Source organism: Nicoliella sp. ESL1113, from assembly GCF_058509245.1.
In genome coordinates this window covers 278590-305577 of the sequence record NZ_CP196387.1, presented here as the reverse complement: position 1 = coordinate 305577, position 26988 = coordinate 278590, and the positions used below count along the sequence as shown (strand labels likewise).

Annotated in this window: 1 protein-coding gene; it reads right to left on the bottom strand. The window is 50.8% G+C overall.

All coding sequences use genetic code 11. The features are described from left to right. Positions 1–78 precede the first annotated feature (78 nt). On the bottom strand, positions 79–26892 hold the full coding sequence (locus ACSYTJ_RS01140; RefSeq protein WP_491719950.1) for a DUF5776 domain-containing protein: 26814 nt from the start codon (positions 26890–26892) through the stop codon (positions 79–81). Positions 26893–26988: the final 96 nt, after the last annotated feature.

The window sequence follows — 26988 nt, the reverse complement described above, 5'->3', positions numbered from 1 at the left end:
TAATTAACTGTAAACAAAAAAACTCCATGAACTCAGAATTAAATCTGAATTCATGGAGTTTTTAATTATGACACGGGATTAAACAAATTTCACAAATTTCTTATTACTTGTGATGTACTTGCCGTTTCCAATGTAGAAACGAGTCAAGCCCTTGTATTTAACGACCCGGTCAACATGCAATTTCTTACCTTGCTTGTAGTACTTACCACTATTAGAGCTAAAGGTCTTGTTACTGTGAACACGGATACCCTTGCTATTGATTACCTTAACCGTCTTAGAACCAGCAGCAGTCATTTCACCCTTACGGTAGTAAGCGTTGACAATGAAGTTGCGGTTAGCAGTCAAGTAACCCTTAACGCCGGTATTAGTTAGGTGACTCTTTACATAGTAACGAACGAGACCACTCTTAGAAAGTGCAATTCTAGTAATCTTGAATTCACTGATCTTGTTTTGTGGCTTCTTAGAGTAACCCTTGACGTTTTCACCCTCACCAAAGGTTGCCTTAGTGTGAACGTAAAGCCCCTTACTGTTGTAAATATATAGTGGATGCTTCTTCAACTTCGCATTGAATGCTTGAACGTATCCATACTTGTATCCAGTAGACTCACCAGCTAAGGATTCTTCAGCGTAGAACGATGCCTTCTTAGCAGCAGCCTTACCAGCAGCAACTTCCTTAAGGTATGCATCATGCCCTTCTTGATATGCCTTAGCATAATCAGCTTGGTATGCGGCATCCATACCCGTGAAGTCTGACTTGGCAGTCTTATTATTGTAACCATCACGGTAACCGTCATAAGCACCTTGATAAGTTGGTTGACTTGCATACTCTGGATCCTTCTTGTATTCGCTCTTCGCATCGGTAATTCCTTCATCGTAGTAGTCAACTGCAGCTGCAGAAACAGCAGAGTCATGAGCACCAAAGATGACCTTAGCAGCAAGAATGATGGTTTGATAATCACTTGCAGCACGGGATGCAGCAGAACTAGCAGCAGAAGTAGCGGAAGCAACCAAGGAGTTCGCAGTAGCAACTTGTGCAACGGCATTGTTAGCACTATCAGCAGCAGCAGATGCAACAGCAGCGTAACTGCTACCAGCAGCAGCATCACCACGAGCATATGCTAATGATGCAGCAGCGTTTGCTGAGTTAGCAGTTGCAGCAGCAGCATTAGCAGCGTTAGCAGCAGATGCAGCAACTGAAGCAGCGGAATTAGCAACTACCGTAGCGGAACTAGCCTGACTATTAGCAATCACGGCATCGGCTGATGCTGAGGTGATCGTCGTCGCAGCTGAACTTGCAACGGCAGCGTAACTAGCCACGCTGACATTCCCAGAGTATTGAGAAGCTAAGCTGAGGGCGTCGTTTGCGGCTTGTTGAGCAGAGCTAGTTGGTAGTGATGTCATTGACGTACTTGAACTAGCAGCCACTGAGTAGCTATTTGCTAAGTTAACGGCGGCACTAACGTAACCGTAGTTTTGCGCAACACTATTAACGGCGAAAGATGCATTGGATGCATATTGACTCGCATTATTAGATAGATGCGTTACAGCGTAAACAACTGATTCAGCAGCTTGTGCAGCAGATGCAGCAGAGTATACAACGGAAGCAGCAGATGCATTCACGATTTGGGCACTAGCCACGACAGAAGCAGCAGCTTGGGCACTAGCGTTGGCAGCAGATGCCTGGTTGTTATAACTAACAGCCGCAGCATTAGCGGAGTTAACTAATGTGTTAAGTGAGCTAACTGCACTGTTATCACCAATAGCAGCTGCACTAGCAGCAGCAACTGCATATGAGGCAGCCGTTGCAGCAGCAGAGCTAGCATTAACGTTGGCAGCAGAAGCTTGTGCATTAGCTGAAGCAGCAATACTATTAGCACTTTGTACAGCAACGCTTGCGTTATTAGCAACTACAGCAGCAGATGCAGCAACCGTATTAGCGGAAACCGCAATGCTTGCATACGTTTGAGCGCTGTTGTTTTGTGGTGCTAAGGCAGCCATGCTCGTTGAAGCTTGGGCAGCTGATTGAGCAACGCTGCTTGCTGATTGAACTAGTGAAGTCGTAGCATTCACTGAGTTTGCATTCGCACTAACAAACGCATTGGCACTGTTTGCACTATTAGCTTGTGCAGAGGCAGCAGCACTTTGCGCAGATGCACTGTTGATTGCAGCTGATGCAGCTTGAACAGCAGCACTTTGGGCAGCAGCAGCTGATGCAGCAGCAGCGCTAGCAGCATTTGCAATCGTAGCAGCTGATTGAACAGCAGCAGCATCGGAAGCTGCTCTTACGGATGCACTAGCAGCTGATTGAACAGCAGTGGATGCAGTTTGACTAGCAACGACAGCATTTGAAGCAGCTACAGATGCCTTAGCAGCAGCTTCTGAAGCAACTACGTTAGCACTAGCAGCAGAGACAGGGTTACCAGTATTTGCGTAACTTCTAGCAATTGCAGCAGCAGTCGAAGCAGCAAATGATGCAACGCTAGCGTTTGAACTAGCATTGTTAGCAGCTTCTGCAGCAGCAGATGCAACTGACTTAGCAGATTGAGCATCTGAGTTAGCAATTACGGCATCGGAGGCAGCTGAGCTAGCAACTACGGCAGCTGATTTAACAGCAACTGCAGCAGAGCTGATCAATGGGTTCGTTGGGTGCGTAGAAGCAAGACTACTGATGTTAGTAGCCGTTGACGAAACGACGGCATTGTTTGAAGCAGCTTGACTAGTAGAATCACTAGCTTGACTAGCGTACTTAGAAGCTAAAGCAGCATCATTATTAGCACCGCTAGCAGCGCTTGATGCAGTCGAACTGTCATTAGCAGCAGCGTTAGAAGCTGTGTTAGCACTCGTTGAACCTTGATCACCAGCATCAGCAGCTGACTTAGCAACTTCACTAGCAGACTTAGCTACAGTTTCAGCAGCCTTGGCAACGGCAGCATCGGAAGCTGCTCTTACTGAGGCACTTTCAGCTGATTGAACAGCAGTGGATGCAGTTTGACTAGCAACTACGGCATTTGATGCAGCAGTAGATGCCTTAGCAGCAGCATTAGATGCAACTACATTGGCACTCGCAGCTGATTCAGCATTTCCAGCATCAGCATAGCTCTTGGCAGTTGAAGCTGCAGTAGAAGCTGCGTTGTTAGCTTCACTAGCAACTGAACTAGCATCGTTTGCAACTGAGGCTGCAGTTGAAGCAGCAGATTTAGCCGATTGAGCTTGATCATTTGCAATCGCAGCATCAGATGCAGCTGAACTAACAACTACCGAAGCAGAAACAACGACTGAAGCAGCTGATGAAACAACCGCATTTGATGGGTGGGTCGAAGCATAACTAGTAGCATCAGCAGCAGCATTTGAAACGACAGAGTTAGCACTAGCAGCTTCACTGTTGGAACCACTAGCTTGACTTGCATACTTAGAAGCCAAAGCAGCATCATTATTGGCACCACTGGTTGCTTTAGCAGCAGCCGAATTAGCGTTTGAAGCAGCTGATGATGAAGCATTCGCGCTCGTTGAACCTTGATCACCTGCATCGGCAGCTGACTTAGCAGCAGCCTTGGCAGCATCAACAGTGACTTGAGCAGCCTTAACAGCAGCAGCATCGTTGGATGCTCTTACGGATGCGCTAGCAGCTGATTGAACAGCTGTCGATGCGGTTTGACTAGCAACAACAGCAGCAGATGCGGCAGAAGTTGCAATTGAAGCTTGCATCGAAGCAATGATATTGGCACTAGCAGCAGCGGAGTTATTACCATCGTTAGCATAACTCTTAGCAGCAACAGCAGCAGATTGAGCAGCAGTATTAGCATTGCTTGCAACAAATGCAACTGAGTTAGCAGAGGAAGCAGCAGCGCTAGCAGCACTCTTAGCTGATTGAGCTTGTGAATTAGCAACTACAGCATCAGAAGTAGCGGAACTAGCAACGACTGAAGCCGAAGTAGCAACGGAAGCTGCGGATGAAACGATCGCATTTGATGGGTGGGTAACAGCATAACTGTTTGCCTCAGCAGCAGCATCAGAAATCGTAGCGTTATCCTTAGTAGCTTCACTAGTTGAGTCACTAGCTTGACTAGCATACTTAGAAGCTAACGTTGCATCAGCAGTTGCCCCACTAGCTGCGGAACTGGCGGTCTCGCTGGCTGTAGAAGCGGCATTGGCAGCTGAGTCAGCATTGGTCTTGTTCTGAGTACCAGCAGCAACTGCACTAGCGGCAGCATTCTTAGCATCAGCAGCTTGACTAGCAGCAGTGTTGGCAATCGATTGATCACGACTAGCCCGACTAGCAGCATTCGCAGCTGCATTGGCAGCGTTATCAGCGTCAGCAGCAGCACTAGATGCAATCTTAGCTTGGGCAGCAGCACTGTTAGCGGCATCAGCTGCTGTTGAACGAGCAGCCGCACGTGATTCAGGACTTACGTTTGAAGCAGCAGCAACGGAAGCTGCGGAGGAAGCCTTATTGTAAGCAGCAGAAGCGGCTGTTTGAGCAGCTGCAGTAACTGAAGAAGCAGAACTAACGGTTCCAGAAGCACTTACCGCAATGCTGTTTGCAACGGAAGCATCTGAAGAAGCTGCGGAAGCAACAGCAGAAGCGGATTGGGCAGTGGAGTTAGCACTCACAATCAATGAGTTGTTAGGGTTTGCACTAGCATATGAACTCGTTGCACTAGCAGCATCACTAGCATTTGAGGAAGCTTGGCTAGTAGCAACTGAAGCTTGGCTCGTAACAGATGATGCACTTGATACTACTGAACCATCACTAGCAATCGTACCGGCGTAACTATCGGTAGTAGAGTCAGCATTGGAAGCCCGCTTCTTACTTTGGTTAGCATCATAACTAGCAGCTCTTGATTCTGCATCAGATGCAGCAGATGATGCAGTCGAATTAGCTACACTAGCAGCAGATGAGGCAGCATCAGCGCTTTGAGCTGCATTGGAAACAGCTGAGTTTGCACTAGCAGCAGTACTATCAGCAGCTTGCGCACTTGAGTTTTGGGCACTAGCACTATCAGCAGCAGCCTTAGCTTGACTATTGTAACTATCGGCAGCGGAGCTATCACCATGCACAGCAGCAGATGAAGCTTGACTTGCGTAGCTAACGGCAACACTAGCAGCTGAATCAGCGTTTGACCGAGCAGCAGATGCGGTGTTAGCAGCAGCACTAGCAATTTCATTTGCCTTAGCAGCTGAATCCTTAGCAGCACTAGCGGCGTTGTTAGCAGAGCTGGCTACACTCGCAGCTGATGAAGCGATCGATGAATCGCTAGTCAACGCAGAGCTCGTAGCTGGATCAGTATCGTTTTCAGCAGCAGCTACTGAGGATGCAATGCTGGATGCAGCACTGGCATCATTAGCATAAGAACTAGCTTCTGAAGCAGCATTGGATGCCTTATTAGCAACTGAAGTAGTAGCACTATTGACACTAGAAGTAGCAGCACTGTGATCGCTGGCGTTGGCATTTGCATCTGAAGCAGCACTATTAGCGTTAGTAGCTGAACTAGCAATTGATGAAGCTTCACTAGTTTGTGCACTTTGCTTGTCAACGGCACTGTTCAAATCACTAGCAGCACTGTTAGCATCGTCAGCAGCCTTTGAAGCAACGGCTGAATCGGACAATGCCCGTGAATCAGCACTAGATGCAAGATCGGTAGCAGACTTCACAGCGTCAGCAGCAGATGAAGCGTTAACACTGGCCGTAGCAGCATTGGAAGCAGCTTGAACAGCGGTACTTGCCAATGAGTTTCCAGCAGCGTAATCATTAGCAGCGTAAGCAGATGAAGCAGCAGAACTAGCAGCATTAGCTTGAGCAGCAGCCTTTTGAGCTAATGAATTTTGCACACTAGCGGTATTGTTAGCATCGTTAGCAGCAGCCTTTGCTGATTGAGCTTGTGAATTAGCGATAGCGGCATCGGATGCAGCGCTTGATACCACTACGTTTGCGGAACTAACCTTCGCAGCAGCAGAAGCAATTGCCGTGTTGCTTGGGTTAGCGACAGCAACTGAGCTAGCAGATGATGCTAAGTTACTTACAGCAGCGGAAGTGTTATTAACCCCACTGGTTGCAGAACTAGCTTCACTAGCGTACTTAGATGCTTGTTGAGCATCAGCATTGGCATTCGAAGCACTTGCAGAAGCCCCACTAGCAAATGTTGGAGCAATGCTATTAGCACTTGAAGCAACGCTGTTACCGTTGGATGAATCAGTGGCATTGGATGAAACTGCTGATGAGGCAAAACTACCTGCATCAGAAGCATCCTTAGCAGCACTTTCAGCAGCCGATTGAGCACTAGTAGCTCGACTGGCAGCAGCAGATCCATCGGCAGCGGCCTTAGATGCAGCATCAGAAGCAGCACTTGCAATTGCAGCTTGAGCAGCAGCATCAGCAGCAGCCTTAGATGCAGCATCAGCATGTGACTTAGCAGCCGAAACGTTACCAGCAGAAGATGCTTGGTAAGCAGCGCTTGCTTCATTAGAAGCTACGGCTGAGAAGCTATCGGTAGCAGAGTTTGCTGATGAAGCAGTATCGTTGGCACTAGAAGCAGCGCTTGATGCAGCCCATGCATCACTAGATGCTTGAGTAGCAGCAGAGGCAGCACTTTGGGCAACGGAGTTTGCAGCAGAAGCCTTTGCAGCATCGCTAGCAATTGATGAATCCTTAGGGTTAGCAGATGCAGCACTGGCAGCCCGACTGTTAGCATCTGAAGCATTCGATGCAGCAGTTGAAGCGGCATCGTTAGCAGAACTAGCAACGGATGAACTACCATCAGCATTCTTGCTACTTACATTTGCACCTGAAGCGGCTTGACTAGCAACAACGGAAGCACTAGCTGCAACTGGTTGAGCTGAACTGGCTTCACTAGAAGCAGCACTATTAGCAGCAGCAATTGAATCAACTAGGCTCACTTGAACCTTATTAGCAGCATTGGCAGCTGATTGGGTTGCTGTCTTAGCACTAGCAGCACTTTGTGATTGTGTCGTTGCTTGTTGAGCATAACTAACGGCAGCGTTGGCATATGATGATCCGTCAACGGCAGCTTGAGAAGCAGCGTTAACAGCGGAACTAGCTAAGCTCGAATTAAGGGCTGCATTGGAACTATCACCACTTTGGGCGAAGCTATTTGCAGCAGCAGCGTAGGACTTAGCAGCAGCAGACGCAACAACGGCTGCGGAGTATTGAGCAGCAGCAGAGCTAGCATTAACACTCGCATTTGAGTTAGCTACGATTGCATTAGATGCGGCTTGGGAACCAGCAGCAGAAGCAGCGGAACCATCATTAGCATAAGAAGCAACCACGCTCGCAGCACTGGCAACCCCAGAATCAGTTGGGTTGACAGAAGCGATGCTAGAAACAGTTGAGTTCATAGAACTCAATGCAGCGGTGTCAGGAGCAGTTGCAGATGCACTAGCAACGGCATTCGATGCATTGTCACTAGCAGAAGTAGCAGCTGGAGCAGCATCACTATTAGCAACACTAGCGGCACTTACGTACTTGCCAGCGTCTGGTGCGATCAAAGCAGCACTAGAAGCTACATCTAGGGCTTGACTAGCAGCAACGGCGTTATCTTGAGCAGCCTTGGCAGCAGCAGCAGCGGAACTAGCTAATGATGAATCAATAGCAGCCCGAGTCGATGCTGATTGAGCTGAACTGGCAGCAACTGAAGCGTTGCTTTGGGCAGCAGATGCGACCGAATTAGCTGATTGAGCAGCATCAGCAGCACTGGATAATGCTGAAGAAGCGGAAGAATCAAATGGGTTCGCACTAGCAGCATTCGCAGCAGCCTTGGAAGCATCGGCAGCCTTAGCAGCAGCGGAAGCAGCAACGCTTGATGCTGATTCAGCAGATGCCTTAGCAGCATCGGCTTGATCAGATGCGATTGAAGCATCCTTAGCAGCTGAACTAGCGGCATTGTTGGCAACGCTAGCAGCGTTAGAAGCAGCCGAGATGGCAGCATTGCTTGGGTACTTCGAAGCGATCGAGTTAACGACGCTAGTAGCAGAACTAGCTACGCTTCCAGAGACGCTAGCTTGTGAAGTGGTTGGAACCGCCCCACTTTGTGCTGATGATGCGATCGATGCGTAGTCGCTAGTTGCGGCAGCATTCGATGCAGCATTGCTTGCAGCTGATTTAGCACGGTTGGAGTTTGGTGTTGGGTCAGCTGGGTTCAAGTTCGCAGCTTCGGATTGGGCATCGTTAGCAGCGGAACTACCAGCAGCAGTAGCTGAAGTTCCAGCTGATGCAGCAGAAGCAGCATCAGCAGCGGCTTGAGAAGCAACGACCGAAGCACTAGTTGCCTTCGAACGAGCAGAAACGGCAGCGTTGGATGCGTCAACGGCACTAGATGCTTGTTGTGAAGCAACCACGCTGGCAGATTCGGCAGCGGAGTTATTTCCAGTGGCAGCGGCACTCGATGCGGCGTTGGCAGCGGAACGAGCAGCCGAAGCAGCGGCATTGGCAGCATCACTAGCGGTGTTAGCAGCACTCATCGCAGCGCTCGCATCTGAACTAGCAGAGTTAAACGTTGAGTTAGCACTGGAAACGGTAGCACTAGCAGAACTAGCAACTACGGCAGCGGATGAAGCAACGCTGGCAGCACTTGAGATCTTAGGATCATTTGGTTGACCCGCAGCAGAAGCAGCGGAACTAGCCAATGAAATGGCAGCCGAGTTCGCATCGGTAGCAGCACTGAACGAGTTAGCAGCACTGGATGCTGAACTTACGACTGATGAAGCACTAGAGATGCCAGGTGTAACGTTAGCAGCAGAAGCATTGGAACTAGCAACTGAAGCGGCACTCGAAGCCTTCTTAGCATCACTATCAGCACCGTTGATGAAGCCCCCTGCTGATTGAGCAGCGTTGGAAGCATCATCGTAAGCACTGGCAACTTGCTTAGCAGCACTAGATGCAACTACCGAAGCAGAAGCAGCAACGGATGCGGCATTGGATGCGGCAACCACGGCGGAACTAGCGTTGGTAACATCTGATTGAGCCTGGGTCGCAGCGGAACTAGCGTCAGTTGCAGCTTGACTTGCTTGCCGTGCGTAACGGTCACCAGCAGTGGTACTTCCAGCAGCATATGCGGAGGAAGCAGCACTCTTGGCAGCGTTAGCAGTCGAAGCAGCCGAGTTAGCAATTGAGTTTTGCTTGCTTGCGTCGTTGGCAGCAGAATCAGCAACCGACTTAGCGTTGGCAGCAGAACTGTTAGCACTAGCGGCATCGGAATCAGCAGAGTTTACAACGGAATTTGCAGAGTTAGCAACACTGTTGGCACTGCTGATCACGGTGTTGGTTGGGTATTGGGAAGCGAGACTGTTAACGGCACTAGTAGCACTGTTAGCGAAGCTCGTGGAACTTCCTGCCCCTGTGTTAGCATCACTAGCAACCTTAGCGTAACTATCAGCGTTGGATGCGTCTGCACTCGTGGCACTGACGGTTGGGTCAGTCACACTAGTTGCAGAATTAGCAGCACTAGCGGCACTGGATGCGATACTGTTACCAGCACTAGCGGCCGATGAAGTATCTGATGGCTTAGCACTGTTCATGGCATTGGCAGCTCTATCGGCGTTGGATGCAACTACGGCAGCAGATTGCGCAGCAATAGCAGCACTGTTACCAGCAACGACGGCGTTGGAACCATCAACAGCAGCGGATGAAGCGGCAGCAGCGGCTTGACTAGCAAGGGCTGCACCTGACTTAGCTCTAGCAGCAGCGGAAGCAGCGGCGCTGGCAGCACTAGATGCTAATGCACTATTGCTTGCCTTTGCAGCGGATGCTTCAACAACTGATGCGGAGTTGTAGTCACTATTAGCGGAACTAATATCGTTATTAGCACTAGATACAACGGTGGCAGCAGAGCTGGCAACACTCGATGCACTAGATGCGGTTTGAGAAGCGGAACTAGCTACGCTGGATGCGGAGTTAGCAACGCTAGCAGCTGATGATGCCTGAGTAGCAGCAGATGCGATCGATGAATTGGTTGGGTTAGCAGACGCAATTGCAGCGGCATCTTGAGCATCTAAGGCAGCATTGTTAGCTGCGGAACTAGCGGTTGAGCTAGCAGAACTAGTTTGAACTGAGTCTTGACTAGTGGCAGCACTGGCGGAGTTCGTAACCCCAGCAGCACTGGAACCAGTGGCAACGGCTGATGAAACAGTTGAACCAGCGGAGCTAACCACACTATCGGCACTGGAGATTCCAGCGGAGATTGCACTTGAAGCTTGGTTAGCGGCGTTAGTGGCATCCCGTGCAGCATTAGATGCTAATGATTGATCAGAAGCAGCCCGCAATGCGGCACTAGTTGCGTTTTGCGCAGCCGAGTTAGCAGCATCGGAAGCCACGTTGGCACTGGTCAATGCGGCATCGGCATCGGAAGCAGCTGACTTAGCTTGACTAGCAAGCGTTGAAGCAGCTGGGCCGGTCGCACTTTTGGCAGCTGAGGCATATGAAGTGGCCTTGGAAGCTGCAACAGATGCGGCAGATGATGCTTGGGTCGCACTGGCGGTCGCAGCATCGGCAGCGGCCTTGGCACTGTTGGCAGCTGAGGAAGCAATCGTTGCATCAGCGGATGCTGAGTTAGCAACGGAGCTTGCGGATGCGACCACAGAACTAGCAGAAGTAACAACTGGGTCATTACTATTAAGACTGTTCAAACTGTTTACATATGAAGCAGCGGAATTAACGGCGCTGGTTTCATCACTGGCTTGACTGGATGAAACGCTAGCTTGGCTAGACTTCAATGAAGCGTCGGTCCCGTTGTTAGCAGCGGATGCGTTGGCCCCTTCGGCAGCCACACTATCAGCCTTAGCACGAGCAGCGGCATCGGAAGCAGCGGATGCGTAACCGTTGTTGGCGAGTGAAGCAACGCTGTTCATTGCACTGGACAATGAGGTTGCAGCGGAACTCAATGCAGCACTAGCTGAGTCGTAGTTAGAAGCAGCAGTTGAAGCTTGGCCGGCAGCAACCGAACCATCATCATTTGCTGACTTAGCAACGGCAGCTTCACTAGCGGCGATCGAAGCCTGTTGACTAGCAACGACGGCTTGGCTAGTGGCGGTCGATTGATCACCATTAGCAACGGCGTTAGAAGTAGCTTCACTGGCTAACTTAGCGGCAGAGGCAGCGGAGTTAGCAGCAGCGTTGGCACTGGATGCGGTGCTGGATGCTACGTCGGCACGACTCTTAGCTGATTGAACAGCGGAGTTGGCGAACGAAGCAGCAGAGCTGGCAGCGGAGGCGTTCGATGCGTATTGGTTGGCAATTGAAACGGCTGATTGCAGTGCAGAATCACTTGGATTGTCACTGGCAACCGATTGAGCACTGGATGCAGCTGCACTAGCGGAAGTGGCAACCGAGCTAGCGTTACTGTAAGCACTGGCCACGCTAGAAGCGATGACGCTCACGGAAGTGGCGTGAGAAGCGGCGTTATTAGCGTCGCTTGGACCGTTTGGTTCGCCACTAGCATAACTAGTTGCTTCGGAAGCAGCGGATGAAGCAGCCGGTGCAGCGGAACTAGCGGTGGCGCTAGCACTGGATAATGCAGCACTGGCACTGTTAGCAGCACTTTCGGCGTTTTGTGCAACTTGAGCAGCGGAACTAGCCAATGATGAATCAATGGCAGCCCGTTCGGATGCTGATTGAGCGGAACTAGCGGCAACCGAAGCATTGCTTTGTGCATCACTGGCAGCTGAGTTAGCTGATTCAGCGGCACTAGCAACGCTAGCTAAGGCGCTGGATGCGGATGAATCAAATGGTTGCGCACTAGCAAGTGATTTCGCTTGAGCACTCAAGGCGCTGGCAGTAGAAGCTTGCCCCTTGGCAACGACATCGGCAGAAGCAGCTTGGCTATTTGCGTCGCTGGCTTGTTGAGAAGCAATCACGGCATCGTTAGCAGCGGAACTAGCAGCAGCGTTTGCGTTGCTTGCAGTCACTGATGCAGCTGAAATCGTTGGATTGGTTGGGTATTGTGAAGCAATTGAGTTCACAACCCCAGTTGCGGAACTAGCAACACTCCCAGAAACACTGGCTTGTGGTTGCGTCGTCTTAACGCCATCGTCAGCAGCAGATGCGATTGGAGCGTAGCTGGAAACGACAGCCGCATTTGAAACGGCAGCACTAGCAGCGGCGGAAGCCCGATTTGCATTTGGTGTTGGATCAGATGGGTTCAAGTTCGCAGCCTGTGATTGAGCATCGGCAGCGGCAGCACTCCCCTTCGCGGTAGCGGAAGCCCCATCAGCGGCAGCGGATGCAGCATCAGCAGCGGCCTTGGAAGCAACTGCAGAAGCACTAGCGGCCTTGGAACGAGCATCAACAGCGGCGTTGGATGCGTCCACAGCGGAGGAAGCTTGTTGAGAAGCAACCACGCTTGCAGAAGCAGCAGCGGAGTTGTCACCCTTGGCAGCAGCACTGGATGCATCGTTAGCAGCTGAACGTGCAGCGGATGCAGCAGCACTTCCGGCGTTGGTTGCGGCTTGAGCAGCACTCATTGCGGAACTAGCGTCGTCACTAGCGGATTTGAATGCTGAACTAGCACTTGAAACGGTCCCACTAGCGGAACTAGCAACAACGGCAGCAGATGAAACAACGGCAGCATCGCTCGCGATTTGGGCGTTGCTTGGTTGACCGGCAGCAGCAGCAGCGGAACTAGCTGCGGAGATGGCAGCCTGGTTGGCACTAGTGGCAGCGCTGAATGAACCAGCGGCACTGGATGCTGAGTTGATTACTGACGAAGCGCTGGAAACGCCAGGCGCAACGTTGGCAGCCGAAGCGTTCGAACTAGCAACGGATGCGGCACTGGATGCCTTCTTAGCATCACTGTCGGCCCCGTTGACGAAGCCAGCGGCAGAACCAGCAGCGTTGGAAGCATCACTGTAAGCGCTGGTTACTTGCTTAGCAGCGTTCGATGCAACCACGGAAGCAGAAGATGCGGTGTTTGCAGCGTTCGATGCGTTCGAAACGGCTGAGTTAGCGTTAGCAGCATCGGATTGGGCCTTGGCAGCAGCCGAACTAGCGTCGGTTGCGGCTTGGCTAGCTTGCCGTGCGTAACGATCACCAGCGGTGGTACTTCCGGCAGCGTAAGCGGATGAAGCTTGGCTCTTGGCGAGGCTAGCAGCAGCGGCAGCAGATGAAGCAACGGAGTTTTGGAGGCTGGCATCATTAGATGCAGCATCGGCAACCGACTTCGCATTGGCAGCCACGCTGTTGGCACTGGAAGCATCAGAGTCAGCGGAGTTCACAACTAAGTTAGCGGAACTAGCCACGCTGTTAGCACTACTGATCACGGCGTTACTTGGGAATTGTGAAGCATAGCTGCTAACGGCACTGGCGGCACTATTGGCAATGCTGGTTGAACTACCGGCCCCAGTATTAGCATCACTTGCGACCTTAGCATAGCTATCAGCGTTGGATGCATCAGCACTGGTTTGACTCGTAAATGGTGAGATAGCACTGGCGTTCGAGCTAGCTGCGGAGGCAGCGGATGATGCGATGCTGTTTCCAGAGTTAGCAGCATCTGAATTATCAGTTGGGGCAGCACTGTTCATTGAGTTGGCAGCACTGTCGGCGGCGTTGGCAGTCGAGTTAGCAGCACTAGCTACGGCAGCGGCACTGGATGCCTTAGCAGCAGCACTACTTCCATCAACGGCAGCGGAGGAAGCAACGGCAGCAGCAGAACTAGCGGTATCAGCACCAGCCTTAGCCCGAGCAGCGGCAGAAGCAGCAGCACTGGCAGCGCTAGATGCTAAGGCGCTGTTACTGTCCTTGGCAGCGGAAGCTTCAACGGCGGATGCGGAAGCATAGTCACTGTTAGCAGAACTGATGTCGTTGTTAGCACTGGATACCAGGTTAGCAGCGGAGCTGGCAACACTGGATGCGCTGGATGCAACTTGGGAAGCAGCACTGGTGGTGTTGGCAGCCGAACTAGCGACCTTGGCAGCAGAAGCGGCTTGGCTAGCAGCCGAAGCGATTGATGAATTGCCTGGGTTGGCTGAAGCGATTGAAGCAGCATCTTGGGCGTCCAAGTTGGCATTGTTAGCAGCCGAACTAGCAAGTGAGTTAGCCGAGTTAGCCGTGGCTGAATCTTGGTTAGTGGCATTACTTGCGGAGTTAGCAACGCTAGCGGCACTGGAACCAGTAGCAACAGCGGATGAAACGGTCGATCCAGCGGAACTAACCACACTGTTAGCACTGGAAATTCCGGAAGCAATCGCACTGGATGCTTGGTTGGCGGCGTTAGTAGCATCGTTGGCAGCGTTGGATGCTAAGGCAGCATCACTGGCAGCCCGCAATGCGGCACTGGTAGCCTTTTGGGCAGCGGAGTTGGCAGCGTTAGAAGCAACGTTGGCACTGGATAATGCAGTGTCAGCATCGGAGGCAGCGCTGGCAGCTTGACTGGCCAGAGTGGAAGCGGATGGGCCAGTAGCACTTTTCGCAGCTGAAGCATATGAAGTCGCCTTCGAAGCAGCTTCAGATGCGGCGGTAGATGCTTGCGAAGCACTGGCGGTCGCACTATCGGCAGCGGCCTTAGCACTATTAGCATCAGAAGAAGCCTGGGTCGCATCGGAAGATGCGGAGTTAGCAACTGAGCTTGCGGAAGCGACAACTGAACTAGCGGAAGCGACAACTGGGTTGTTGCTGTTCAAGCTATTCAAGCTGTTAACAGCGGAAGCAGCTGAGTTAACTAAGGAAGTCGAGTCACTGGCTTGACTGGATGAAACGCTAGCTTGACTGGACTTCAATGAAGCATCGGTCCCGTTATTTGCAGCGGATGCGTTGGCACCATCGGCAGCCACACTATCGGCCTTGGCCTTATCAGCAGCGCTTTGTGCAGCAGATGCGTATTGGTTCCCGGCAATTGAGTTGGCATCACTATTAGCACTTGAAATCTTAGTTGCTGCTGAGTCTAAGGCTGAAGAAGCAGAGTTAAAGGCTGCAGAAGCGGAAGTAGCAGCAGATTCTGCGGCTGAACCATCAGAGTCAGCAGCCTTAGCAGCAGCATCAGCCTTCTTAGCCACTTCGGCTTCAGAACTAGCCACGCTAGCTTGGCTAAAGGCAGCGGATGGATCACCACCAGCAGCAGCGGATGAAGCAGCTACACTAGCTAGTGAAGCGGCAGAAGCAGCCGAATCAGCAGCAGAGTTGGCACTCGAAATCGTTGATGATGCTGAAGCAGCGGTGCTCTTAGCTGATTGAATCGTAGCGTTAGCCGCGGAGGCAGCAGCACTGGCAGCAGAAGCGTTGGCAGCTTCACTGTTGGCAATCGAAGCCGCAGAGTTGATGCCTGAGTTAGCTGGGTTTGCACTCGCTAATGATTGGGCATTTGCAGCATTGGAAGCAGCAGCGCTAGCGGTTGCACTAGCGGAAGTGTAGGCACTGGAAACACTGGATGCCAAAGCACTAATTGAAGTTGCCCGTGATGAAGCGGTGCTAGGAAGTGGTTTAACGTCTGAAGCGGCGCTAGAAGCAGCGGAACTAGCAGAACTAGCAACTGAGTTTGCGTTTACGATCGCATCACTGATGGCAGTCGCTGCATCTTGGGCTGACTTAGCAGCGATGGCAGCGGAACTGGCGATTGATGAATCGGTAGCAGCCCGGTTGGAAGCAGAAGTTGCTGAATCAGCAGCTTGTGATGCATTAGCTTCGGCACTGGAAGCCACGGCGTTAGCGGATGCAGCAGCATCGGCAGCCGAACTAGCAGCACTGGAGTCGTAAGGTTGCGCACTCTTAGCTGATTGAGCAGCAGAGTTAGCAGCGTTAGCGGAATCTACGGCCTTGCTTGCAGCAGTCGATGCAGCAAGAGCAGAATCCTTAGCAGCACTGGCTTGGTTAGCAGCAACTGAAGCATCGTTGTTAGCAGATGATGCAGCTTGGCTCGCCTGGGTCGCAGCGGTGTTCACGTTGGAAAGCGCTGAATTGTCAGAATGAGCACTCGCAATTGATGCAACAGCGGAGGCAGCGGAACTAGTTTGACTAGTGGAATCGCTGGCCTGACTGCTTTGTGTTTGGGCTCCATTGTTAGCGGATGATGCAACGGATGCGTAACTACCGGCATTGTTGGAGTGAACGGCGGCGTTAGCAGCGGCGTTGGAAGCCCGGTCTGGGTTCAACGAAGTGTTAGCGGAGTCCACGTTCGCAGCTCTGGATTGAGCATCGGAAGCAGCTTGACTAGCAGCCTGGCTGGCTGATTGAGCAACCGAAGCGGCGGACTTAGCAGCACTAGCGGCACTGGATGCAGCACTCGATGCACTATCAGCGTTGGAGCGTGCGGAACTAGCATCGCTAGCAGCTGAAACAGCGGTGCTAGCTTGTTGTGAAGCAACCGCGCTAGCTGAAGCAGCGGTCGATGGATCACCCTTGGCAGCAGCGTCGGATGCAACGGAGGCAGCGGATGAAGCGGCATCCTTAGCAGCAGATGCTACTGAGTCGGCAGCATTGGCCTTACTGTTGTCATCGTCAGCAGAAGCCTTAGCGGATGAAGCCACATCGTTTTCGGAACTAGCCACTGAGTTGGCACTGGAAGCAACGTCAGATGCGGAACTAACTACGGCTGCATCGGAAGCGATCGATGAGTCTGGTTGACCAGCTTGTGAAGCGATGGAACTAGCTTGTGAAACAGCAGCCGAAGCACTGTCGACACCAGCCTTGGCGTTCGAAGCCACGCTTGCAGCAGAGCTGGTAACAACGGAGTCACTACTAGTTGCACTAGCTTGACCACTAGTAACGGCTGATTGGGAACTAGCTACGGAAGCAGCACTGGAAGCCTTAGCGGCATCACTGGCAGCCCCGTTAGCGGCGCTGTTGGCACCCCCGGCAACGCTATTGGCATTTGATAATGCCTTGGCAACATCACCAGCAGCACTGGAGGCAACGCTAGATGCGGAAGTAGCGGTTGAAGCAGCATCAGAAGCAGTCGCAACGGCGGAGCTAGCTACGGAAGCGTTTGATAATGCTTGGACGGTAGCGGAACTAGCGTCAGTGGCAGCTTGGCTAGCTTGCCGAGCGTACTTGTCCCCGTCCTTGGTGTTGCCGGCAGCATAAGCTGAGGAAGCAGCACTGGATGCGGAAAGAGCAGTTGAAGCAGCGGACTTAGCAACTGAGTTCTGTTGACTAGCATCACTGGATGCATTGTCAGCAGCGGACTTAGCGGCTTGAGCAACGCTGTTGGCACTGGAAGCCACACTGTTGGCCGAGTTAGCAACTGAGTTAGCTGAGCTAGCTACACTTGCGTCACTGGAGATTGCAGTATTGGATGGGTATTGAGAAGCATAACTATTAATTTGAGCAGTGCCACTATTAGCGAGGCTGGTGGAGCTTGCGGCCCCACTATTAGCATCACTGGCCACCTTAGCATAACTATCAACACTGGCGGCATTGACACTAGCGGAACTAGCTAATGGCGCAGTGGTGCTGGATGCTGAGCTGGTAAAGCTAACGGCACTAGCGGCGGTGCTGTTTCCGGCACTGGCGGCGCTAGATGCGTCAGCGGAGTTGGAGCTGTTGAGGGAGTTAGCAGTGTTATCTGCAGAACTAGCAACCCCAGCAGCTGAATTAGCAACGCTGTTGGCACTGGAAGCCTTGGCAACGGCGGAATCCCCTGCTGACTTAGCAGCGTCGGCTTGGGAAGCAGCTGAACTGGCGGTGTCGGCACCGGACTTAGCCCGCGCAGCAGCGGATGAAGCAGCACTGGCGGCACTGGAAGCAGCGGAACTATCGTTAGCCTTAGCAGCTGATGATTCAGCGGCGGAGGCTGATGAGTAGTCGTTGTTAGCGGAACTAACGTCAGCGTTAGCACTGGATGCCACGGAGTTAGCACTCGATGCGGTCACGGATGCACTTGATGCGTCCTGTGAAGCTGAGTTCGCGTCACTGGCAGCAGACTTGGCAACGCTAGCAGCACTTTGGGCTTGGCTCGCAGCGGATGCAATCGAAGCGTTGCTTGGGTTGGCAGATGCGATTGAAGCGGCATCTTGACCATCGATGTCAGCACTATTAGCGGCAGAGCTAGTAGCGGAGCTCAGGGCACTGGCTTGTGATGAGTCTGCATTAGTTGCAGAACTATCGTCGTTAGCGTCCTTAGCGGCACTCGCAGCGGTGCTGGATGCAGATGGGACTACCGAACCGGCGGAACTAACGGTGCTGTTGGCACTGGAAATCCCGGATGCAATCGCACTGGATGCTTGGGCAGCAGCGTTAGAAGCAACTTGGGCAGCACTGGAGGCTACGGCTTGATCAGAAGCAGCCCGTTGAGCGGCACTGGTGGCTTTTTGAGCAGCGGAGTTGGCAGCGTTAGAAGCGGCATTGGCACTGGATAATGCTGAATCAGCATCAGAAGCAGCGGAAGCAGCCTGGCTAGCAATGCTGGATGCGGAAGCTGGATCGGCACTCTTAGCAGCATTAGCGTACGATTGGGCAGCCGAAGCAGCGTTGGAAGCAGCGGTCGAAGCCTTAGCAGCCGAAGCAGTGGCACTATCAGCGGCAGACTTAGCACTGGAAGCATCACTAGATGCACTTGTGGCGTCAGCAGATGCGGATTGCGCAACGGAGTTCGCACTGGATACGACTACGGAAGCGCTGGAAACAACTGGGTTGGCACTGTTATTACTGTTCAAGCTGTTAACGAAGCTGGTAGCTGAACTAGCAGTTTGCGCAGCATCACTGGCTTGGTTAGACGAAACGCTAGCTTGGCTGGACTTGAGTGAAGCATCAGTCCCGTTGTTAGCAGCGGAACCGTTGGCACCATCGGCAGCGATACTATCAGCCTTAGCCTTGTCAGCAGCACTTTGGGCTGCGGAAGCATAACCGGCATTGGCAGCTGAGAATGCATCACTAGCAGCGGCAGCAGCAGCATCGTTAGCACTCGATGCCACTGAAGAAGCGGTTGCAGCCTTAGCGGAAGCGGAATTAGCGTCTGAAGCAGCGGATGAGGCATCAGCGTTGGCGTTTGATGCATCTGAAGCAGCAGATGAGGCCGTGGAAGCGGCATCTTGAGCAGATTTAACGGCGGCAGAAGCAGCTGATGAGTCTCCGGAGTTAGCGGCTTCACTAGCAGCGGTCGATGCTGAACGGGCAACGGATGCGGCAGAACTTGCAACTGAATTAGCGACCGAAGCGGCGGAGCTATCCTTATCCGCCCGACTCTTGGCTGATTGAGCAGCAGAGTTAGCATTCCATGCATCGTTCGATGCTGAATTTGCCGTGGATGCAGCAGAACTAACCACGCTGTTAGCACTGGAAATTACCGCATTACTTGGATCATTAGATGCTAATGACTTAACAGCACTTGAATATGAATTTGCGGATGTAGCACTTTGAGCGGTTTGTGAATTGTTGTTGGCAGCACTAGATGCCACGACGCTCACTGAGTTAGCGTGTGAAGCGGCGTTGGAGGCATCGGAAGATCCCTCAGCCGAACCACTAGCGGCACTCGAAGCAATACTTGCGGCCTTATCTGCATTAGCAGCAGCCGTGCTAGCATCACCGTTGGTCTTACTGTTAGCATCAGCAGCACTGGCAGCGGATTCAGCACTAGCGGCAGCCTTAGATGCGGCATCGGCGGCATTTGAAATAGCACTAGATGCACTAGCAGCCTTAGATGCGGCATTTGAACCGACGGTGGCTTGAGTATCAGCAGCCTTACTTGCATCTTCAGCAGCGCTTTGGTAAGACTCAGCACTGGATTGTGCATCCTTAGCTACAGAGGCAGCAGAACTAGCAGCACTGGTGTCACCATTAGCGGCAGCGGAACTAGCAGCTACCGAAGCTGAGGAGGCAATTGAAGATTCCTGGTTAGCAGCACTGGCAGCGGAATTGGCAGTGGATGCGTACGAACTAGCGGCAGAACTAGCTGAATTAGCGGCACTGGAAGCATCAGTGGCATCACTGGATGCAGCACTCGCAGCAGCAGCAGCACTGGAAATGGTCCCAGCAGCACTACTTACGGTTGGGTTACTGGAGTAACTACTGTTCAAGCTGTTGATTGCACTTTGGGCAGAAGTAACTGAACCCATGGAGTCCTTAGCAGCACTCGATGCGGCACTAGCTTCACTAGAGTACTTGCTGGTTGCAGAGGCAACGCTATCGGCACCACTGGAGGCATTTGATGCAGCATCGTCTGCCTTTGATGCAGCAATTGAAGCAGCCTTAGCAGCACTATTAGCAGCGCTATTATCGTTAGAGGTAACGACCGCAGCACTAGCAGCGGAAGCAGCGTTAGAGGCATCTTTAGCAGCACTTTCAATTACTGCAGAGGCACTTGAGGCCTTAGAATTAGCCGAAACGGCTTGTGAAGCTTCATTTTCAGCAGCAGAACGAGCAGATTCAGCGGAAGAATTAAGGGTAGCGGCTTCGGCTGCGGCTGAAGCAGCATCTGAGTCTGCCGACTTAGCAGCATCAGTGTTCCCAGCACTAGCAGCACTAGCGGCTGCGGATGCAGCGGCTGAAGCAGCTGATGCTTGAGAACTAGCGGCACTAGCGAAGGAACTAGCATCATGTGCGTGTGAACTAGCAGCAGCACTTGCTGAGTTAGCAGCACTCGATGCGTCAGTGGCATCACCAGATGCAGAGTTAGCAGTCGAAGCAGCACTGGAGATCGTACCGGCAGCACTACTTACGGTTGGGTTGCCAGAGGCATCACTATTTAAGCTATTGATTGCACTTTGGGCAGAAGTAACTGAACCCATTGAATCCTTAGCAGCACTTGAAGTGGCACTGGCTTCAGAAGAAGCCTTAGAAGCAACAGATGAAGCACTATCGGCACCATTATTACTGTTAGTAGCAGATTGACCAGCTGCACTAGCATCGTTAGAGGCCTGACTAGCATAACTAGCAGCTTGGTTGGCAGCACTTTGGGCCCCACCGGCAATGCTGTTAATAATGCTGTTGGCAGATTGGGCAGCGTTGTTGGCAGATTGGGCAGCACTGTTAGCACTGGCTGCGGCTGAACTAGCACTAGAAGCAGCAGTCGATGCCGCTTCGGCTGATGAGTTGGCATCATTAGCACTATTTGCCGCATCACTAGCCACTTGGGCAGCGGAGGCAGCGGAGGCAGCAGCACTGGCCGCACCAGCTTGATCACCCTTTGCAGCGGCAGAACTAGCGGCAGCGGAAGCGGAAGAGGCCGCCTGGTTAGCAGAACTAGCGATAGAATTAGCAGTAGATGCAGCTGTGGATGCAGCGTCAGCGCTACTCTTAGCAGCTTGGGCAGAGGTATTGGCACTGTTAGCATCACTAGCGGCATCACTAGCCACTTTGGCAGCAGAGCTCACCACTGCAGCGGCGCTGGTCACGGAACTATTGCCAGAATTCTTAGCAGCCATGGATTGGGCTTGGCTATTAGCGCCATTAGCGGCTTGGGCAGCACTATTAGCAGCTTGGTTGTTAGTTGCAGCACCCGATGCATCAGAACTAGTTGAGTTAGCACGCGAAGCAGCGTTCGATGCGTCAGAAGAGCCGTTAGAAGCCCCGCTCGCAGCAGTCGAAGCGGCCTTCGATGCATTGGCAGCGTTGGAAGAAGCGCTGTTCCCAGTACTGTTAGCAATGCTAGTGGCAATCGAATTAGCACTTGCTGCGGCGTCAGCAGCACTACTTGCGTAAACACTAGCGGACTTCAAGTTAGCATAAACAACCGATTCTGCTGATGAAACGGTATTAGCAGCTCCAGAAGCAACTGAGTTATACGATTGTAAACTAGCCCGAGCAGATGTGGCATTAGAACTTGCGCTAACAGCATTAGACAATGCAGTTTGGGCGTCAGTTAAGTCGCCAGAACTAGCGTAGCTTTGGGCTAAAGTAGCGTAGCTTTGGGCATCTAAAGCATACGAACTAGCATTAGTAAATGCGTTCTTAGCACTCGTAATCGCATTATCTACTGTACTCTTAGCGAATTGAGCAACACTGTTTGCTGATGAACCAGCTGATGAAGCAGAGTTCATTAATGAAGCTGCAGAACTAGCAGCTGATTGAGCGCTTTGAATATCAGCATTTGATGGGTAAACGCTAGCAATACTGTTTACGCTAGAAACATCGGAAGCAGTTTGGTTGCTGTTAGCAATGATTTGACTATTTTCTGCATTAGCCTTGGAAGCTAATGAATCAGCATTTCTTGCGATCGAACCGGTGTTAGAAGCTGCTAAACTAGCGGAGAATGAGTTCAATACGAAGCCTTGGATGGCAGCGGATTGTTCATCGGCAACCGCTTGGGAAGCGGCCTTCACCCCATCAGCATTGATCGAAGTTACCGCAGCCGAGTATGATAACGCAGCGGAAGCAGCAGATTGCGCATTCGATGCGGCAGTCGAGGCAGCGTTGTTGATCGAAGTTTGTGCACTGGCTACTGATGATTGTGGCGTTAGGCTAGCGGCACTACTAAATTGAGTAATGGCATTCGATGCAGCAGCAGCGTAGGAAGAAGCGGCCTTGGATTGAGCAAGGGCGTTCGAAATCGCAACGCTAACTGCGGAACTAGCGGAACTAGCAATCGATGATTGACTCTTAGCGTCAGCACTGTATGAACTAATGGCACTCGATGCAGAAATAACGGCAGAGGCGTAGCTATTGTCACGGCTCATGGTATTTCTGTCGTTTGCTAATGAACGGGCTGAACTATTGTAATCATTCACTACAGACGAAGCGGATGAAGCCACACTTGAGTAAGAAGTGGCCACGTTAGAAACGTTCGCAGCGTTACTTGCGTATGAAGCGGCGGACGAATTAGCTGATTGCGCAGAGCTATTGTAAGTTTCGGTACTATCAGGAACGATCACGTTATCGGTAATCTTCCCACTGACGGTATTAGAATTATTTTGGACTGGCGCAGCAGCCGGGTTATGCGTAACGTTAGTAATAACGGTATTGCTACCATTATTCTTAATTTCAACACTATTGTTAGTAACTTGATATTGCGCAGTTACGATCACGTCGGTTGGCGCAGCGGAAACCGCGTTGATTGGGTGGGCATAATTGTAAGTGTAAGTCCCATCACCGGTCTTAGTGAATGCAGTTACTGGGATGGCGGTGGTGTAGGCGTTCCGATAGTCGGAATCTTGCCCGTTCCCAACGGCTTGGTCAGGATCAGTCAGCATCCCGCTACTATTGGTATTGGTGTTAGATGCATTATCACCAGTTGCTGGCTTTTCATCGGTCCCGTTGGTTTGAACCCGCACGTAAACATACCCATCGGTACTGTTAATGTTCGTCAATTGAAGGTTCGCATTAATATTGTACTTAGAGGTTGCACTTGAGTTCTGTGATAGTGCGGCGTTCCCGTTAATGTAAACGGTCGGGATGGCTCTAAAGGCCAAGAACCCGGAATTGTTGTTATCAAAGTTATTAATGGTTGAATCTTGAACAGTTTGCCCATTTTGGTTGTAGACCTTAATAACGTTTCCGCTATTCCCATTAATTTGAACCAGGTATTGAGGAGTGGAATCCTTTTGGCTATCAACTTGACCCAAGACGGAATAAGCATTGATTGGGGCGGTGTTAAAGAACTTACCTGCACTGGTAGTGGAAGTATCGTTATTTAACCCACGCTTACTTAAGATCGTATCTTTACCAGGGTTATTGATGGTAACGGTCCCGGAGTTGTTAAGTAAAGTTAGGTTACCGTTAGTGTTGGTACCGTCAGAATAAATTTGGAAACTCCCACGGTTTTGAACGGTTAAAGTACCACCATTGGAAATGGTAAAGAGGTCCCCACCGAAGTTAGTCATCCCATTAGTAGCGTGGGCAGTGATTTGACCACCATTTTGCACGTTCACACTACCTTGAATCCAGGTTGGGTTCGAATCGGTTGGGTTGTAGTTATAAATGGAGTTCATGGACCCACCATTGATGTTAACAGTCCCACCACGGTTAACAACTAGGGCGTCAGCTTGGTTATCGCCAGGAACGGAAGTTAAATTAGCGTTTTGGTTAATGGTAACGTTACCATTAACGACCAATCCACGGTCCCCACCGGATCCGGCATTTTCACCACCAGAACCACGAGGAACCAGGTACATGTTAGAACCTTGGTCTAAGACCAAGTTTCCACCTAATTCAATGTTGTTCCCCTTTTCAGTTTGACCATAGTAGTAGGAATTAGGGAGTAATTCCATGTTGGTAACTTGAATGTTTTGTTGATTATTGTTTTGAGTGGCAAAGCCAACGTTAAAGGCACTGGTGTAACTACCTTCACTAATTGCACTCACTCCACCATCAATATAGAGGTTTGGTAAGCTAGTCCCGTAGAATAATTGTGATCCTTCGTAGTTAACGTTACGATAGGTCAAACTCCCAGAAGTTGAGTTCCATAGGTTAATTGGCCCATAAATGTTATAACCGTACATCTTGTACATGTTTTCAATCGTCAAACTCTTCAAGTTATATGGATTGTAGTGCCACTTTTGCATATCAACGGTATGGTTAGCACCATTAACGATAACATCGGCACTGGTCCCATTTAGCGTAGCAGTGGTATCAGCAGAATTAGCATTATAATCTGACGTAAACCGCAGTTCATGGGTCCCAGAACCAAAGGTCCCAGAGAAGAAGTTAGTGATGTTTGCGTTAGACGTGTTATAGGTGACAAAGAAGACGCTTTGGCTATTTACCAAGTTAGCGACGTAGTTATAACCGTATTGGTAATTTTGACTTAGGGATTGCTTTTGGGCGGTCGTTAAATTAGTAACCGCAGTAAAACTACCAGTTTGTTCGTTGTTAATGGCAGCTTGAGCCCCGTTGTAGGCTTGGATATATGGATTATTGGTGTTCTTAGTCGTATCCAAGACCGTGTAGGCCCCGGTATTAGCAGTTGCTCCGTTCCAACGACCATTAGCGGCATCATAAGTCCCCTGCCGACTTAAGAAGTAGTCGATCGCATAGTTGTAGGCTAATGCTTGGGTAGGAGCTGCGGTATTAATTCCAGTTCCCACAATATTACCAGCAGTCCCAGAAGTTACGTTGTTACCAGAAGTAGCTTCAGCACTATCACTAGGTGAATTAACCACTTGGGCAGCCTTGGACTTGTTTACAGATCCACTAGTAACGCTGGTTTGTTGACCAACTCCACCAGAACCATAAATTGCGGAGCCAGACTGAGTTCCGACACCGGAGTTTAAGCTACTATAAGTATTGTAAGCATCGATGGTCGCATTGTACCCTTGGACGTAGAATGCATTGCTTGAATTGAACGTGCCAGCTGAATCAGCGGACTTCAGATCATCTGGATGCAATGAGTTCCAAGCGGCTACTGCCCCAGCATTAGCGGCGTAGTAAGCTTGGACCCCATCTGAGAAGCCACTGACGCTTTGGGCGCTGACACTAGTCCCAGCGAACGCAGCAGAAGAAGCTGCTGATAGTCCACTGGTAAAGGCAGAGCTATAAGCAGAGTATGCGCTTTGGGCGGAACTAACCCCACTCTTGTAGTTGGAGTTCGTGTTAGAAGTGGCAAACGATGATCCATTAGAAGCTGCTGAATAAGCATCGGAGTAACCAATGCTGTAAGCAACTGAATTATATGAATTAACGTAACTGGTAACCCCACTATTGAAGTTAGCATCAGAGCTGCTGGCAACGGAAGTCCCAGCGGATTGTGCTGATGCGGCTGCGGAGACCCCAGCACTAAATGCGCTGGATGCAGAGGACGTATAGCTTTGAACCCCACTTTCAAAGTAGGAATCACTAGAGCTAGCAACAGACGTCCCAGCGGATTGTGCTGAAGCAGCTGCAGAGACCCCAGCACTAAATGCACTGGATGCTGAAGATGAATAGGAGTTATTAAAGCTATCAACCCCACTTTCAAAGTAAGGGTCGCTACTGTTGGAAACGTACGTCCCAGCAGCTTGGGCGGATGAACCAGCAGCAAATCCAGCGCTAAATGCGGAGGATTGGTAACTAGCAATTCCACTATTGTATGCATCGTCTGAACTGCTATCAGCGGTACTACCCTTAGCAGCTGCGGAAGCAGCAGCTGAGTACCCAGCACTAAATGCGGATGAACTAGCTGCGGATGCAGATGAGGCGTAGCTAGCAACCCCACTATTAAAGTAAGTATCGTCAGAACTGGAAACCGTTTTCCCAGCCTTTGCAGCTGATTCGGCAGCGGCAACCCCAGCACTAAAGGCACTAGAAGCTGAAGATGCAAAGCTAGCAATTCCGCTATTGTAATTAGCGTCTGAAGTATCAGAAGCACTCTTGCCTTCCTTCGCAGCTACAGATGCAGCTGAAAAGCCAGCGCTAAATGCTGAGCTAGCTGCGCTGGAATCATCAGAATCGCCATTACTATCGCCATCAGTTCCATTCCGATCACTTAAACCGTCATCGCTACTGGATTGATTAGCAGAACTACCAGACTTAGCAGCACTGCTCTTGGCATCAGATGATGATGATGCAGCAGCTACTGAAGAATTGTATTCAGAAACACCCTTGTTAAAATTAGAATCAGCGCTACTTGGCACTGAAGTATGAGCCTTCGCAGCTGAAGATGCAGCAGAAAAACCAGCACTAACTGCTGAGCTAGCATCTTCACTGTTTGAAGATGAACTTGAATTAGTACTGCTAGAGCTACTTGTCTGACTAGCATCCGCACTGGAACTAGTCGTCGATTTAGCATCTGAACTAGCACTAGTGCTATCAGCTGTACTACTTGCACTAGTTTGGCTAGCAGTAGAACTATTATCTGCAGAAGAACTTGTAGCACTAGACGTGGCTACGTTTGAACTATCATCACTACCATATGTACCACTAGTAGTCGCACTGACATTAGCGTTAGCACTGGTTGTATCTGCATGAGCAGACACGGAATGTTCAAATACTGATCCTCCACCAAGTAAAGCAAGCATGGATAATGAAACAACTACCCACTGCTTTTTTACTTTACGGAGAACTTTTTTATCATTAACTTTATTGAATTTGAACTTATTATAAAGCATAAAGTATCCCCCTCATTTGCTTAAAGATTACGAACGTTAGAAAGAATAATTTAGTACACAACTACATACAGTCATTCTATCACTAATAGACAAATA

Excerpts from the sequence above, each read along its gene's own strand:
- ACSYTJ_RS01140 (WP_491719950.1), bottom strand. The coding sequence starts at position 26,892 with ATGCTTTATAATAAGTTCAAATTCAATAAAGTTAATGATAAAAAAGTT.